Origin of the sequence: Actinomycetospora sp. NBRC 106375 (assembly GCF_030269665.1) — a bacterium.
Lineage (GTDB): Bacteria > Actinomycetota > Actinomycetes > Mycobacteriales > Pseudonocardiaceae > Actinomycetospora.
The window spans coordinates 239,474-253,812 of record NZ_BSTS01000001.1; the positions used below are offsets into that span (position 1 = coordinate 239,474).

The following is a 14,339-nucleotide window of genomic DNA, read 5'->3' on the forward strand; positions in this document are numbered from 1 at the left end:
GTCACCTCACCTGATCGCACCGCCCGGAGTCCCGGCCCGGCACCGGGTACGGCGACGGGGGCGTCGGTGCGCCTCGGTATCGTCCCGACCCGTGACCGGGACGGCGCAGGCCCCGCGAGCGGACGCGGTCGCGGTGACGCCCCCCGGGGCGACGCCGCCCCCGCCGACGCCCGACGAGCGCCGCCGCCTGCGCACGGTGCGCCGCTTCGGCACCACCGGCTCGCTGCTCATGGCCGTCGGCGCGCTCGGCTGCGGCGCCACGCCCGCGCCCGCCTACAACCCCCTGCTCGGCACGCGGGTCCTCGGGCTCTGGGGCCGGATGCCGACGGTGTCGCTCACGCTCGCCTACATCGGCATGGGCATGCTCGTGCTCGCCTGGCTCTGGCTCGGGCGGCTCGCGTGGCCGGGCCGCGTGCGGCTCTCGGTCCGCCAGCTCACGCGCATCCTCGTCATGTGGATGGCGCCGCTGGCCGTCGCGCCGCCGCTGTTCTCCACCGACGTCTACGGCTACCTCTCGCAGGCCGAGGTCGTCTCCCGCGGGTTCGACCCCTACGTCTACGGCGCGGCGCAGGCCCTGGGGCTGTCCGACCCGCTGGTCGCGAGCATCCCGACGATCTGGCGCACGACGCCGTCGCCGTACGGCCCGGGCTTCCTGACGTTCGGGCGGCTGATCACCGGGATCGCCGGGGACGACATCGTCCTCGGCGTCTACCTGCACCGGGCGCTCGCGCTGGCGGCGCTCGGCCTCGTCATCTGGGCGGTGCCCCACCTCGCCCGCCGCGCCGGCGTCGAGCCGATCGCCGCGCTGTGGCTCGCGATCAGCCCGCTCGTGCTGTTCCACCTGGTCAGCGGCATCCACAACGACGCGATCATGCTCGGGGTCGTCCTCGCCGGCATGGAGATCGGCATGCGGCGCTCGTGGGTGCTCGGCGCGATGCTCATCGGGCTCGGCGCCTCCGGGAAGATCCCCGCGGTCGTCGCCCTGGGTTTCCTCGCCGCCTACGTCGCGCACCAGCGCGGCGGCGGCTACGCGCGGCTGATCCGCTACGGCGCGGGGTGCGCCGGGATCGGGCTCGGGATGGTCGCGGCCGTCTCGGTCGGCAGCGGGCTGGGCTTCGGGTGGATTCCGGCGCTCGCCGTGCCCAACCTCCTGCGCAGCTGGCTCTCGGTCACCACGGACCTCGGGGTGCTGGGCGGCTGGCTCGGCGGGATCCTCGGCCTGGGCGACCACACCGACGCGGTGCTCGACCTCACCCGCGCCGCGGGCCTCGGGGTGGCCGGCATCGTCTGCGTGATCCTCGTGGTCATGGTGCTGAACGGACGCCTGCACGCCGTGGCGGGCATGGGCTACGGCTTCGGCGCCGTGTTCCTCGCCGGGCCCGTGCTGCACCCCTGGTACCTGCTGTGGGCCGTGGTGCCGCTGGCCGCCTCGGTGCGCAACCCCCGCATCCGCGGGTTCGCGGTCGCCGTCTGCGCGATCGTGGCGCTGCTCGTGCCGCCCACGGGGGCGGACTTCTCGTTCCGCACCTACCAGCTGCCCATGGCGATCACCGCCGCGGCGCTGCTCGCCCTGGTCCCGCTGTGGGCCGTGCACGGGCGCGTGCCGCGGACTCCGGAGACGGAGCGGAGCGGAGCTCGACCCGTTGAGACCGCCACCTAGGCTGGCGGGCGTGTCGGGACAGGCGGGGGCGCTGGAGGCGCGCGGCCTCGTCGTGCGCTACGGGGGCCAGGCGGCCGTGAACGGCCTCGACCTGTCGCTCGACCCCGGCTCCGTGCTCGCCCTGCTCGGGCCCAACGGCGCCGGCAAGACCACCACCGTCGAGGTGTGCGAGGGGCTGCGCGACCGCGACGAGGGCGAGGTGCGGGTGCTCGGCGTCGACCCCGCCGGCGCCCCGGACTCCCTGCGGGCCCGCGTCGGCGTGATGCTCCAGGGCGGCGGCGCCTACCCCGGCGTGCGGGTCCGGGAGATGGTCGGCCTGGTCGCCTCCTGCGCGGCCGACCCGCTCGACCCCGACTGGCTCGTCGACACCCTCGGGCTCACCTCCTGCGCCCGGAAGCCCTACAAGCGGCTGTCGGTGGGCCAGCAGCAGCGGCTCGCCCTCGCGTGCGCCGTCGTCGGACGCCCCGAGCTGGTGTTCCTCGACGAACCCACCGCGAGCCTCGACCCGCAGGGCCGCCGCCTCGTCTGGGACCTCGTGCGGGCGTTGCGCGCCGACGGGGTCGCGGTGCTGCTGACCACCCACCTCATGCAGGAGGCCGAGACGCTCGCCGACCACATCGTGATCGTCGACCACGGCCGCGTGGTCGCCGAGGGCAGCCCGGACGAGCTCACGGCGGCGGGCGCCGACCGCGAGCTGCGGTTCCGGGCGGCCGCGGGCATGGACCTGCACCTGCTCGCCGCCGCCCTGCCCGAGGGCTGCACGGCCTCGGAACCGACGGCCGGCAGCTACCTCGTGGAGGGCGCCATCGACCCGCAGGTCCTCTCGACGGTGACGTCGTGGTGCGCGCGCCAGGGCGTGCTGGCCGACGACCTGCGCGTGGCGCGCCGCAGTCTCGAGGACGTGTTCCTCGAGCTCACGGGGCGGGAGCTGCGATCATGACGTCGTTCGAGGCCGGCACCTTCACCCCCGCACCCGGGCGCGGCCCGCTGGGACGGATGCTCGCCACGCAGGTCGGGCTCGAGACCCGGCTCGCGCTGCGCCAGGGCGAGCAGGTGCTGCTGACGCTGATCATCCCGCTGGCGCTGCTCGTCGGCCTGTCGCTGCTGCGCGTGGTGCCGCTCCCGGAGCCGCGGCCGGCGGCGGCGCTCGGCACGGTCCTGGCGCTCGCGGTGATGTCGACGGCGTTCACGAGCCAGGCGATCTCCCTCGGCTTCGACCGCCGGTACGGCGTGATGCGCCGGCTCGCGGCGACCGCGATCCCCCGGTGGCTCATCGTCCTCGGCCGGCTCGGCGGGATGGCCGCGGTGGTGCTGGTCCAGCTCGTGGTGCTCGGCGCGGTGGCGCTCGCGCTCGGCTGGCGGCCCGACCCGGGCTCGCTCGGGGCCGTGCTGCTGCTCGTGGTGCTCGGCACGGCGGCGTTCGGCGCGGTCGGCGTGCTGCTCGGCGGGAGCCTGCGCGCGGAGCTGGTGCTGGCCGTCGCCAACATCGTCTGGTTCGTGCTGCTCTTCGCCGGCGGGGTCCTCGTGCCCGCGGCCGCGCTGCCCGGCCCGCTCGCGGCCGTCGTCGTCCTCCTGCCCTCGGGCGCGCTCGCGGAGGGGCTGCGCGCCACGCTGCTCGGGGGCGGGCCGACGCCCGGCCAGCTCGTCGTCCTGCTGCTGTGGGCGCTGGTCGCCGGGGCGGTCGCCACCCGCACCGTGCGCTGGAGCTGATCCCCTACGGCCCGTCGTAGGATCGGCGGCGTGCTGGAGCGTCTCCCCGCCACCCCGCCCCGGCTGATGCGCGGCCTGGCGATGGCCGCCGTCGTCGGGCAGGCCGGGATCGCCGTGACGGGCGCCGTGGTGCGCGTGACCGGGTCCGGGCTCGGCTGCCCGACCTGGCCGCAGTGCTTCCCCGGCAGCCTCGTCCCGGTCCCGCACCCCGAGGTCGCCGTGCTGCACCAGTGGGTCGAGTTCGGCAACCGCCTGCTCGGGATCGCCCTCGTCGTCATCACCGGGGCCTGCCTGCTCGCCGCGCTGAACGTGCGTCCGCACCGTCGCCGGCTCGTGTGGCTCGCGGCGACCATGCCCCTCGGGGTGGTCGCGCAGGCCGTCATCGGCGGGATCACCGTGCTCGCGGGGCTCGCCTGGTACACGGTCGCCCCGCATTTCCTCGTCACGATCCCGCTGATCTGGCTCGCCGTGCTGCTCGTGCGCGAGTCCTCCCCCGCCGCGATGGCCGCCCCGCCCGGCACGCCGTGGCGCCCCGCCGTCCCGCACGCGCTGCGCGGGCTGCTCGCCGTCACGTCGGTCGTGCTGGTCGCCCTCGTCGTCGCGGGCACCCTCGTCACCGCGGCCGGCCCGCACGGCGGCGACGCGGCCACCCCGCGCCTCGCCGCCGTCCCGCTCCCCTCGCTGGCGACCGCCCACGCGCACCTGCTCTTCGCCTTCCTCGGCCTGCTCGTCGGCGTCGGGTTCCTGGCGCACGCGGTGACGGTGCCGCGAGCGGTGATCGTGCGGCTGCGGGTCCTCGTCGTGGTGACCCTGGCCCAGGGGGCGCTCGGCGGGATCCAGTACGCACTCGGTGTCCCGGAGGTGCTGGTCGCGTTCCACGTGCTCGGCGCCGCCGTCACCGTGGCCGCGGCGGCCTGGCTGTGGGCGGCGACGGCGGAGCCCGACCCCGTGGCGTCGACGCCCGGCGAGGTGCCCGCCCCCGCGCTGGCCGGGAGGTACTGACGTGCACGCCGTCCGCATCCCCCGCCACGGCGGACCCGAGGTCCTCGAGCCCGTCGACCTGCCCGATCCCGAGCCGGGCGAGGGGCAGGTCCTCGTGGAGCTCGCCGCCGTGGGCGTCAACTTCATCGACACCTACTTCCGCGAGGGCATCTACCCCGCCCCGCTCCCCCTCGTACCCGGGCTCGAGGGCGCCGGGACGGTGCGCGCGGTGGGCCCGGGTGTCACGACCGTCGCGCCCGGCGATCGCGTCGCGTGGACGAACGTGCTCGGCAGCTACGCGACGCTCGTCGTCGCACCCGCCGCGGAGCTGGTCGTCGTCCCCGACACGATCGACCTCGAGACCGCGACCGCCGTCTCGCTGCAGGGCATGACCGCGCACTACCTCGTCCACGACACCCACCCCGTCGCCGCGGGCGAGGACGTGCTCGTGCACGCCGCCGCCGGCGGGATGGGACTGCTGCTGTGCCAGATGCTGCGCGCGAAGGGCGCCCGCATCATCGCCACGACCTCCTCGGAGGAGAAGGACGCGCTGGCCCGCGAGGCCGGCGCCCACGAGACGCTGCGCTACGGGGACGACCTGGCCGAGCGGGTGCGGGCGCTGACCGACGGCGGGGGCGTCGCGGTCGTGTACGACGGCGTCGGCGCGTCGACGTTCGACGCGTCGCTGGCGAGCCTGCGCGTGCGCGGCGTGCTGGCGCTCTACGGCGCCGCCAGCGGCCCCGTGCCCCCCGTCGACCCCCAGCGCCTCAACAGCGCCGGCTCCGTGTACCTCACGCGGCCCTCCCTCGCGTGGCACGTGCGCACTCCGTCGGAACTGGCCGCGCGCGCCGGTGCGGTGTTCTCGGCCGTGGCCGCGGGAGACCTGTCGGTGCGCATCGGGGGCCGCTACCCCCTCGACGCCGCCGCGGACGCCCAGCGCGACCTCCAGTCCCGGCGCACGACGGGGAAGCTCCTGCTGCTGCCCTGAGCGCTTCGAGGTGGAGCCGGCCTCCCGAGCTGAGTCGGTCCGGGCAGCTCTCCATCTCGATCTCACGAGAGTGACGTGGTTGCACTGCACCCCTGACACTCTCGCGAGATCGAACTGGCGAGCACCGCAGGGGCCGGAACCAGCCGGGCTCGGGCGGCGTCGAACCCGGCATGGACCTCGATCGACCGTTCCGTGGGTCGGCGGCGATCACCCGCGGTGAGATCACCAAGGGACAGCTGCGCGGGCCCCGATTCGTCCCCCTGGGCCATGACGTGTACGTGACGGCCGGCGTGCCCGTGGACCAGGTGACGTTGGCGCGTGCCGCGATGCTGCGCCATCCCGACGGCGCCGTGACGGGGCTGGCCGCCGCGGTGCTCTGGGGCGCCGGGACGGCCGTCGCCGACGTCGACGCCACGCTTCCCGAGGATCTCGGCACGACCGAGGTGCTCGTTCCCGGCGCCGGGGTTCGCGGGCGAGGAAGCTTCGATGTCCGGCGCGCCGAGCTCGCCGACGACGAGGTCGTCACCTGGCGGGACGGTGCCGACGGCGATGTCCTGCGGCTCACCTCGCCGGCGCGCACGGTGCTCGAGGTCGCCCGGCGGGTGCCGACGCTCGAGGCCGTGGTCGTCGCCGACGCCCTGGCCCGCCGCACCGGCATCACGCCCATCGACGTCGTCGCGCTGGCCGACCGGCATGCCCGCGAGCGGGGTATGGCGAGGGTGCGGGCGACCGCAGCGCTCATGGACCCGCGCAGCGACACCCCGCGGCGCACGCGGGTGCGTCTCGGCGTCCTGCTCGCCCGGCTACCGGCCCCGTCCGTCGACGCGCTCGTGACGCACACCGCGAGCGGTCGGACCGTCGGCGCGCTCGACCTCGGGTGGCCCGACACCTGCAGCGGCGTGCTCCTCGACCGCCACCCCGCCCAGGCCCGCCTGTGCGCCGAGGAGATGCTCGCGCACGGCTGGGAGGTGGCGTCGCTCGGCCGCCAGGGTGAGCAGCCCGTCGCCGAGGTGGTGGCGGACGTCGTCACGTTCCTGGTGCGCGTCGACCGGCTGCGATGGCGGGACCTGCCGAACCTCCGCGGGCGGTACCCGCGCCGACCGACGCGTCCGAAGGTCTGGGACTAGAACGGCCAGCCGAGGGCCGGCCACCCGAACGCGGAGTCCACGGCGACGGCGACGAAGAGGCCCGTCAGGTAGGTGTTCGAGAGGTGGAACAGGCGCATCGACTGCACGACCTCGTCGCGCTTCACGGCGGCGTCGAGGCGGTGGGCGGCGACGAGGAACCAAGTGCCGCCGAGGGCCGCGGCGCCGAGGTAGATCCATGACGTCGCGGGGATCAGCAGCGCCGACCACGCCACCATCGCCCACGAGTAGGCGACGATCTGGCGGCTCACCCGCCGGGGGGAGGCGACGACGGGGAGCATCGGGATGCCGGCGGCGGCGTAGTCGTCGCGGTAGCGCATCGCGAGCGCCCAGAAGTGCGGCGGCGTCCAGAAGAAGATGATCGCGAAGAGGACGAGGGCGGGCCAGCCGACGTTGCCCGTCACCGCGGCCCAGCCGATCACCACCGGCATGCAGCCCGCGGCGCCGCCCCAGACGATGTTCTGGGAGGTCCGCCGCTTGAGCAGCAGGGTGTAGACGAGGATGTAGAACGCGATCGCGGCGACGGCGAGACCGGCCGCGACCCAGTTCGCCGTCAGCCCGAGCCAGACGGCGGAGGCGGCCCCCAGCACGAGCCCGAACACCAGGGCGTGCGAGCGCGGGACGGCGTCGCGGGCCAGCGGGCGCTTGCTGGTGCGGGCCATCTTCGCGTCGATGTCCGCGTCGACGACGCAGTTCAGCGCGTGGGCGCTCGCCGCAGCGCCGGCACCGCCGACGAGGACCGCGAGCACCAGCCACAGGGACGGGACCGACCGCTGGGCGAGCATCATCGCCGGCACCGTGACCACGAGCAGCTGCTCGATGATCCGCGCCTTGGTCAGCGCCAGGTAGGCCCGCAGGGTGGCGAGGAGACCGCCCCGCCGCGTCGCGGGGACCGGGCCGACCGCCGTGCTCACTGAAGTGGCACCTCGCTGTGGTGGCTGGAACTGCTTCGGTCGGGAACGGCGTCTCCTACACGCTGTCGTCGGCGAAGTCTGCACCCTCGCGGCCCCGCCCGCGCGCGGGGGGCGTCCTCCGGGTGGTGCGGTGTCCGCCACGTCACGGCCGGGTGACACCCCGACGGCACGACGCGGACGGTCCGCCGAACGACGCGAGGATGATAGGTGGCCGGTGTCCCTGATGGGGCCGGAGGGTATCCGTCGGGGCACGCGATGCCCGAGGATCAGCGCAGGTCCGGCGGGACCGGAATCGATCCCGTGGGAGCATCGCCCGGGCCGGGTGACACCGGCACCCGGGCAGGAGGAGAGACGCGTCGTGGCCTCGCGCTCACGGCGTCCGAGACACGAAGGAAGGCAGCGTTCGTGACCGCCACCGATGTGAGCAGCACGCAGCCCGCGAGCGAGGACCCCGACGAGATCCAGGCGCTGCTGACCCCCCACCGACCCGACGACTGGTCGGACCTCGACCAGAAGGCGGTCGACACCATCCGCGTGCTCGCGGCCGACGCGGTGCAGAAGGTCGGCAACGGCCACCCCGGCACGGCGATGTCGCTCGCGCCGCTGGCGTACACGCTCTTCCAGCACACGATGCGCCACGACCCCTCCGACCCGGGCTGGCAGGGCCGCGACCGCTTCGTGCTGTCCTGTGGGCACTCGAGCCTGACGCTCTACCTGCAGCTGTTCCTCGCCGGCTACGGCCTCGAGATGCGCGATCTCGAGGAGCTGCGCACCTGGGACTCGGCGACGCCGGGCCACCCCGAGTACAGCCACACCCCCGGGGTCGAGATCACCACCGGCCCGCTGGGCCAGGGCCTCGCGTCCGCCGTGGGCATGGCGATGGCCGCCCGGCGCGAGCGCGGGCTGTTCGACCCCGACGCCCCGCGGGGCGAGAGCCCGTTCGACCACTTCGTCTACGTCGTCGCCTCCGACGGCGACATCGAGGAGGGCGTGACGGCCGAGGCGAGCTCGATCGCCGGCCGCCAGCAGCTCGGCAACCTCGTGGTGATCTACGACGACAACCACATCTCGATCGAGGACGACACCACCGTCGCCCTCTCCGAGGACGTGGTGAAGCGCTACGAGGCCTACGGCTGGCACACCCAGGTGGTGCGCGGCGGCGAGAACGTCGTCGGCATCCGTGAGGCGCTGGCCAACGCCAAGGCCGAGACCGGGCGCCCCAGCTTCATCGCCCTGCGCACGATCATCGGCTATCCGGCGCCGGACAAGATGAACACCGGCGCCGCGCACGGCGCCGCGCTCGGCGAGGACGAGGTCCGGAAGGTCAAGGAAGCCCTCGGCTTCGACCCGGACGTCCACTTCCACATCGACCAGGACGTGCTCGCGCACGCGCGATCGGTCGGCGAGCGCGGCAAGGCCGAGCACGAGCAGTGGGACAAGCAGTTCGCCGACTGGGCGGCGGCCAACCCCGAGCGTCGCGCGCTCCTGGAGCGCATGGCCCGTCGCCAGCTCCCCGACGGGTGGCACGACAAGCTGCCGACCTGGGAGGTCGGCGGCGACGCCGTCGCGACCCGCAAGGCGCTGCAGAAGATCCTCGGCGAGATCGGCCCCGTGCTCCCCGAGCTGTGGGGCGGGTCGGCCGACCTCGCGGAGAGCAACAACACGACGATCAAGGGCGCGGACTCGTTCGGCCCGTCGACGGTCTCCACGACCATGTGGGGCCAGATGAGCCCGTACGGCCGCACGCTGCACTTCGGCGTCCGCGAGCACGCGATGGGCTCGATCCTCAACGGGATCGCGCTGCACGGCGGCACCCGCGTCTACGGCGGCACGTTCCTGATCTTCTCCGACTACATGCGGCCCGCGGTCCGGCTCGCGGCGCTGATGAAGCTGCCGACCACCTACATCTGGACCCACGACTCGATCGGTCTCGGCGAGGACGGGCCCACCCACCAGCCGATCGAGCAGCTGGCCTCGCTGCGCGCGGTGCCCGGCCTGTCGATCGTGCGGCCCGCGGACGCCAACGAGACCGCCGCGTGCGTCCGCCACGTCCTCGACAACCCGACCGGCCCGGCCGGCCTCGCCCTCACGCGGCAGAACCTGCCGATCCTCGAGGGCACCGACACCGACGGCGTCGCCCGCGGCGGCTACGTCCTCCAGGACGCCACCGGCGGGCAGCCGCAGCTGATCCTCATCGCCACCGGCTCGGAGGTGCAGCTCGCGGTGGAGGCCCGGAAGGTCTTCGAGGCCGAGGGCGTTCCCACCCGGGTGGTGAGCATGCCGTGCGTCGAGTGGTTCCAGGCGCAGGACCGCTCGTACACCCGCCACGTGCTCCCGCCCGAGGTCAAGGCCCGGGTCTCCGTCGAGGCCGCCGTGGCCCTGACCTGGCACCAGTTCGTCGGCGACGACGGCGAGTGCGTCTCGATCGAGCACTTCGGCGCCAGCGCCGACTACAAGACGCTGTTCCAGCAGTTCGGCTTCACCAGCGAGCACGTGGTGGAGGCCGGACGCCGTTCGCTCGCCCGCGCCGCCGAGCACTCCGCCTGAGTTCCGAGGAGGACCCTCATGGCCACCAACACCCCCCTCGCCGACCTCTCCGCCGCCGGCGTCTCGATCTGGCTCGACGACCTGTCGCGCCAGCGCATCGAGTCCGGCAACCTCGCCTCGCTCATCGAGGAGGACGAGGTCGTCGGCGTCACCAGCAACCCGACGATCTTCGCGAGCGCCTTCGCCGACGCGGACCACTACGCCGAGGACCTCGACGGGCTCGCCGCCCGCGGCACCTCGGTCGAGGACGCGATCCGGGAGCTCACCACCGGTGACGTGCGGCGCGCGTGCGACGTGTTCCGCGGCGTCTGGCAGCGGACCGACGGCGTCGACGGGCGCGTGTCCCTCGAGGTCGACCCGGGCAAGGCCCACGACACCGAGGCCACGGTCGCCGAGGCCGTCGACCTCTGGAAGACGGTCGACCGGCCCAACCTGATGATCAAGATTCCGGCGACCCCGGAGGGCATCCCGGCGATCACGCGGACGCTCGCGGAGGGCATCAGCGTCAACGTCACGCTGATCTTCTCGGTCGACCGCTACCGCCAGGTGATGGACGCCTTCCTCGCCGGGCTCGAGCAGGCCCGCGCGAACGGGCACGACCTCGCCCCGATGGCCTCCGTCGCGTCGTTCTTCGTCTCCCGCGTGGACAGCGAGGTCGACAAGCGGCTCGAGAAGATCGGCACCGACGCCGCGCTGAACCTGCGCGGTACCGCGGCCATCGCCAACGCGCGGCTGGCCTACGCCGCGTTCCTCGAGGTGTTCGGCACCGAGCGCTGGGCGGCGCTCAAGGGCGCAGGCGCCAAGCCGCAGCGCCCGCTGTGGGCCTCGACCGGCGTGAAGAACAAGGCCTACCCGGACACGCTCTACGTCACCGAGCTGGCCGCGCCGAACACGGTCAACACGATGCCGGAGGCGACCCTGCGGGCCTTCGCCGACCACGGCACCCTGCACGGCGACGCCATCACCGGGACCGAGGACGCCGCCCGCGAGGTGTTCGCCGGGCTCGCCCACGTCGGTGTCGACGTCGACGACGTCTACCAGGTACTCGAGGACGAGGGCGTCAAGAAGTTCGACGACTCCTGGTCCGAGCTGACCACGACCGTCTCCGACCAGCTGTCGCGCCGCAGCCCGGAGCAGCAGTGAGCGCCGGCAGCAGTGACCCCATCGCGGTCCGTGTCGTCGACCGGGGCCTCGCCGACGCGTCGGAGGCCCTGGTCGAGAAGCTCGTCGGTGACGGCGCCGCGTCCAAGCTCGCGGCGAAGGACGCCACCCTGTGGGGTCCGGACGCCGAGCCCGAGGCCAGCAAGCGCCTGGACTGGGTGAGCCTGCACGAGACGTCCCGCCCGCTGGTCGACGAGCTCGCGTCGCTGCGCCGGTCGCTGCACGAGGACGGCGTCGACCGCGTCGTGCTCGCCGGCATGGGCGGCTCGTCGCTGGCTCCCGAGGTCATCTGCGCGACGCGCTCGGGCGGGGCGGTGGGCGGCGAGTTCCCGCTCGTCGTGCTCGACACGACCGACCCGATGCAGGTCTCGGACGCGCTCGCGGGCGACCTGACCCGCACGGTGCTCGTCGTGTCGTCGAAGTCCGGCGGCACCGTCGAGACCGACAGCCAGCGCCGGGTGTTCGCCCAGGTCTTCGAGGCCAACGGCATCGACGCGGCGTCCCGCATGGTCGTCGTGACCGACCCGGGCACGAAGCTCGGCGACCTCGCCCGCGACGAGGGCTACCGCGCCCTCGTCGAGGCCGACCCGGGTGTCGGCGGGCGGTACTCGGCGCTGACGGCGTTCGGGCTCGTGCCCTCCGCGCTGGCCGGCGTCGACATCGCCGAGCTGCTCGACGAGGCCGCCGCCGCGGCTCCGGAGCTCGGGCGCGACAGCGCGGACAACCCTGCCGTCGTGCTGGCGGCCGCGATGGCCGCCGCCCACAACGCGGGCGCCGAGAAGGTGGTGCTCGCCGACACCGGCTCCGGGCTCGTCGGCTTCGGCAACTGGGCCGAGCAGCTGATCGCCGAGTCCACCGGGAAGCAGGGCACCGGCCTGCTCCCAGTGGTCGTCGAGGGCCCCGACGCGCCGGGCTTCGCCGACCACCGCGGCGACGCCACCGCGGTCGCGGTCGGGCCCGCGGATTCGGCGGCGCAGGTGGTGGTCACCGGCACCCTGGGCGGGCAGTTCCTGCTGTGGGAGACCGCGGTCGCGCTGGCCGGGCGCCTCATCGGGATCAACCCGTTCGACCAGCCCGACGTCGAATCGGCGAAGCAGGCCACCCGCGACCTGCTCGCGGCCGCGTCGGACGGGTCCTCCGACGCCGCGGCCGACGACTCCCCCATCGCCACCGACGGCGTCATCGAGATCCGCGCCGCGGGCGACGCGAGCTGGCTCGGCCGGCCCGACACGGTGATCGACGCGATCCAGGCGCTGGTGAACGCGGCCCCGGACGGCGGCTACATCGCCGTGCAGGCCTACCTCGACCGGCTCGACGACGCGTCGTTCGCGACCCTGCGCCCGGAGCTCGCCACGGCCACCGGGCTGCAGACGACCTTCGGCTGGGGGCCGCGCTTCCTGCACTCCACGGGCCAGTACCACAAGGGCGGGCACCAGAACGGCGTGTTCCTGCAGATCACGGGCTCGGTGGCCGACGACCTCGCCATCCCGGGGCAGCCGTTCTCGTTCGGCACGCTCGAGCACGCCCAGGCGCGCGGCGACGCGGGCGTGCTCGCCGCGCCGAAGAACGGCGGCACCGCGCGCCCCGTCCTGCGCCTGCACCTGGCCGACAGGGCGGCGGGACTGGTGGCGCTCGCGAACGCCGTCCGGGAGGTGAGTCGGTGACCCCATCGTCGGGGCACACGCACCGCGACACCTACGGGGACTGGACCAACCCGCTGCGCGACGCGCGCGACAAGCGCCTGCCGCGCATCGCCGGGCCCTCGGGCCTGGTGCTCTTCGGCGTCACGGGCGACCTGGCGCGCAAGAAGCTCATGCCCGCGATCTACGACCTGGCCAACCGCGGGCTCCTGCCGCCGGGCTTCGCGCTGGTCGGGTTCGCGCGGCGCGACTGGGAGGACGAGGACTTCGCCGAGGTCGTCCACGACGCCGTCCGCGAGCACTCCCGCACCCCGTTCCGGCAGGAGGTCTGGGACCGCCTCGCCGAGGGGCTGCGCTTCGTGCAGGGCACCTTCGACGACGACGAGGCCTTCGACCGCCTGGCCGCGTGCGTCGCCGAGCTGGACGCCGAGCGCGGCACGAACGGCAACCACGCGTTCTACCTGTCGATCCCGCCGTCCGCGTTCCCGACGGTGTGCAAGCAGCTCTCCCGGTCGGGTCTCGCCGACGACGAGGGCGACGTGTGGCGCCGCGTCGTCATCGAGAAGCCCTTCGGCCACGACCTGCGCTCGGCGCGCGAGCTCAACGGCATCGTCAACGACGTCTTCCCCGAGGACGCGGTCTTCCGCATCGACCACTACCTCGGCAAAGAGACCGTCCAGAACCTGCTCGCCCTGCGGTTCGCCAACGAGCTGTTCGAGCCGATCTGGAACGCCCACCACGTCGACCACGTGCAGATCACGATGGCCGAGGACATCGGCGTGGGCGGGCGCGCGGGCTACTACGACGGGATCGGCGCCGCCCGCGACGTCATCCAGAACCACCTGCTGCAGCTGCTCGCGCTGACGGCGATGGAGGAGCCGGTCTCCTTCTCGCCGCACGACCTGCGCGAGGAGAAGATCAAGGTCCTGTCGGCGACGACGCTCGCCGAGCCGCTCGACGAGACCACCGCCCGCGGCCAGTACGGCGCCGGCTGGCAGGGGTCGAGCGAGGTCAAGGGCCTCCAGCAGGAGGAGGGTTTCCCGCCCGACTCGGTCACCGAGACCTACGCGGCGATCACGTGCGACGTCAACACGCGCCGGTGGGCCGGGGTGCCGTTCTACCTGCGCACCGGCAAGCGGCTGGGTCGCCGCGTCACCGAGATCGCGGTGGTCTTCAAGCGCGCCCCGCACCTGCCGTTCGACCAGACCATGACCGAGGAGCTCGGCCAGAACGCGCTGGTCGTCCGCGTGCAGCCGGACGAGGGCGTCACCCTGCGGTTCGGGTCGAAGGTGCCGGGCTCGGGCATGGAGGTACGGGACGTCACGATGGACTTCGGCTACGGCACGGCGTTCACCGAGGCCTCCCCCGAGGCCTACGAACGCCTGCTGCTCGACGTCCTGCTCGGCGAGCCGTCGCTCTTCCCCACCAACACCGAGGTCGAGCTGTCGTGGAGGATCCTCGACCCGGTGATCGACAAGTGGCACCGCGAGGGCTCCCCCGACAGCTATCCGGCCGGGACGTGGGGCCCGCGGTCGGCCGACGTGCTGCTCGAGCGCACCGGCCGCCAGTGGCGCCGGCCCTGATCCCCCGAGA

Annotated in this window: 11 protein-coding genes; 10 read left to right on the forward strand and 1 reads right to left on the reverse strand. The window is 74.1% G+C overall.

All coding sequences use genetic code 11. From position 1 onward, the window contains the following. Positions 1-91: 91 nt before the first annotated feature. The 6 genes from mptB (at position 92) to QSK03_RS01210 (ending at position 6,466) form a co-directional block, all read left to right on the forward strand. Complete coding sequence (mptB, locus tag QSK03_RS01185; RefSeq protein ID WP_285648128.1) at positions 92-1,660, forward strand: polyprenol phosphomannose-dependent alpha 1,6 mannosyltransferase MptB; 1,569 nt, start codon at positions 92-94, stop codon at positions 1,658-1,660. Between the two features lie 10 nt (positions 1,661-1,670). Then, complete coding sequence (locus QSK03_RS01190) at positions 1,671-2,600, forward strand: ABC transporter ATP-binding protein (protein WP_285648129.1); 930 nt, start codon at positions 1,671-1,673, stop codon at positions 2,598-2,600. Then, entirely contained in the window at positions 2,597-3,370 is a 774-nt protein-coding gene (locus QSK03_RS01195) for an ABC transporter permease (RefSeq protein ID WP_285648130.1), read from the forward strand. The genes QSK03_RS01190 and QSK03_RS01195 overlap by 4 nt, the downstream gene beginning before the upstream one ends. A 30-nt stretch (positions 3,371-3,400) precedes the next feature. Next, positions 3,401-4,372, forward strand: a complete 972-nt coding sequence (locus QSK03_RS01200) for a COX15/CtaA family protein (protein WP_285648131.1) — start codon at positions 3,401-3,403, stop codon at positions 4,370-4,372. Position 4,373: 1 nt separating this feature from the next. Next, positions 4,374-5,339 carry a quinone oxidoreductase family protein gene (locus tag QSK03_RS01205; RefSeq protein ID WP_285648132.1) on the forward strand — a complete coding sequence of 322 codons (966 nt, stop codon included), beginning with the start codon at positions 4,374-4,376 and terminating at the stop codon, positions 5,337-5,339. 170 nt (positions 5,340-5,509) lie between these two features. Further along, on the forward strand, positions 5,510-6,466 hold the full coding sequence (locus QSK03_RS01210) for a hypothetical protein (RefSeq protein ID WP_285648133.1): 957 nt from the start codon (positions 5,510-5,512) through the stop codon (positions 6,464-6,466). Here the strand turns inward: QSK03_RS01210 and QSK03_RS01215 are convergent. Further along, positions 6,463-7,398: a heme o synthase gene (locus QSK03_RS01215; protein ID WP_285648134.1), complete on the reverse strand. Its 936-nt coding sequence runs from the start codon at positions 7,396-7,398 to the stop codon at positions 6,463-6,465. The genes QSK03_RS01210 and QSK03_RS01215 overlap by 4 nt on opposite strands. A gap of 405 nt (positions 7,399-7,803) precedes the next feature. Between QSK03_RS01215 and tkt the strand changes: the two genes are divergently transcribed. Genes tkt through zwf form a run of 4 tightly spaced genes read left to right on the forward strand, consistent with a single transcriptional unit; the run spans position 7,804 to position 14,329 of the window. Then, positions 7,804-9,945 carry a transketolase gene (gene tkt / locus QSK03_RS01220; protein ID WP_502872106.1) on the forward strand — a complete coding sequence of 714 codons (2,142 nt, stop codon included), beginning with the start codon at positions 7,804-7,806 and terminating at the stop codon, positions 9,943-9,945. Positions 9,946-9,963: 18 nt separating this feature from the next. Beyond that, a complete protein-coding gene (gene tal / locus QSK03_RS01225) occupies positions 9,964-11,088 on the forward strand; it encodes a transaldolase (protein WP_285648135.1) in 1,125 nt (374 codons plus the stop codon). Beyond that, positions 11,085-12,770, forward strand: coding sequence for a phosphoglucose isomerase-related protein (locus QSK03_RS01230; protein WP_502872107.1), 1,686 nt, complete (start codon positions 11,085-11,087; stop codon positions 12,768-12,770). The genes tal and QSK03_RS01230 overlap by 4 nt, the downstream gene beginning before the upstream one ends. Beyond that, positions 12,767-14,329 carry a glucose-6-phosphate dehydrogenase gene (zwf, locus tag QSK03_RS01235; protein ID WP_285648136.1) on the forward strand — a complete coding sequence of 521 codons (1,563 nt, stop codon included), beginning with the start codon at positions 12,767-12,769 and terminating at the stop codon, positions 14,327-14,329. Before QSK03_RS01230 ends, zwf begins: the two co-directional genes overlap by 4 nt. Positions 14,330-14,339: the final 10 nt, after the last annotated feature.

What these genes read in the sequence shown, in the direction of transcription:
- QSK03_RS01210 (WP_285648133.1), top strand. Translation starts at nt 5,510, where the DNA reads ATGGACCTCGATCGACCGTTCCGTGGGTCGGCGGCGATCACCCGCGGT.
- tal (WP_285648135.1), top strand. Translation starts at nt 9,964, where the DNA reads ATGGCCACCAACACCCCCCTCGCCGACCTCTCCGCCGCCGGCGTCTCG.
- QSK03_RS01195 (WP_285648130.1), top strand. Translation starts at nt 2,597, where the DNA reads ATGACGTCGTTCGAGGCCGGCACCTTCACCCCCGCACCCGGGCGCGGC.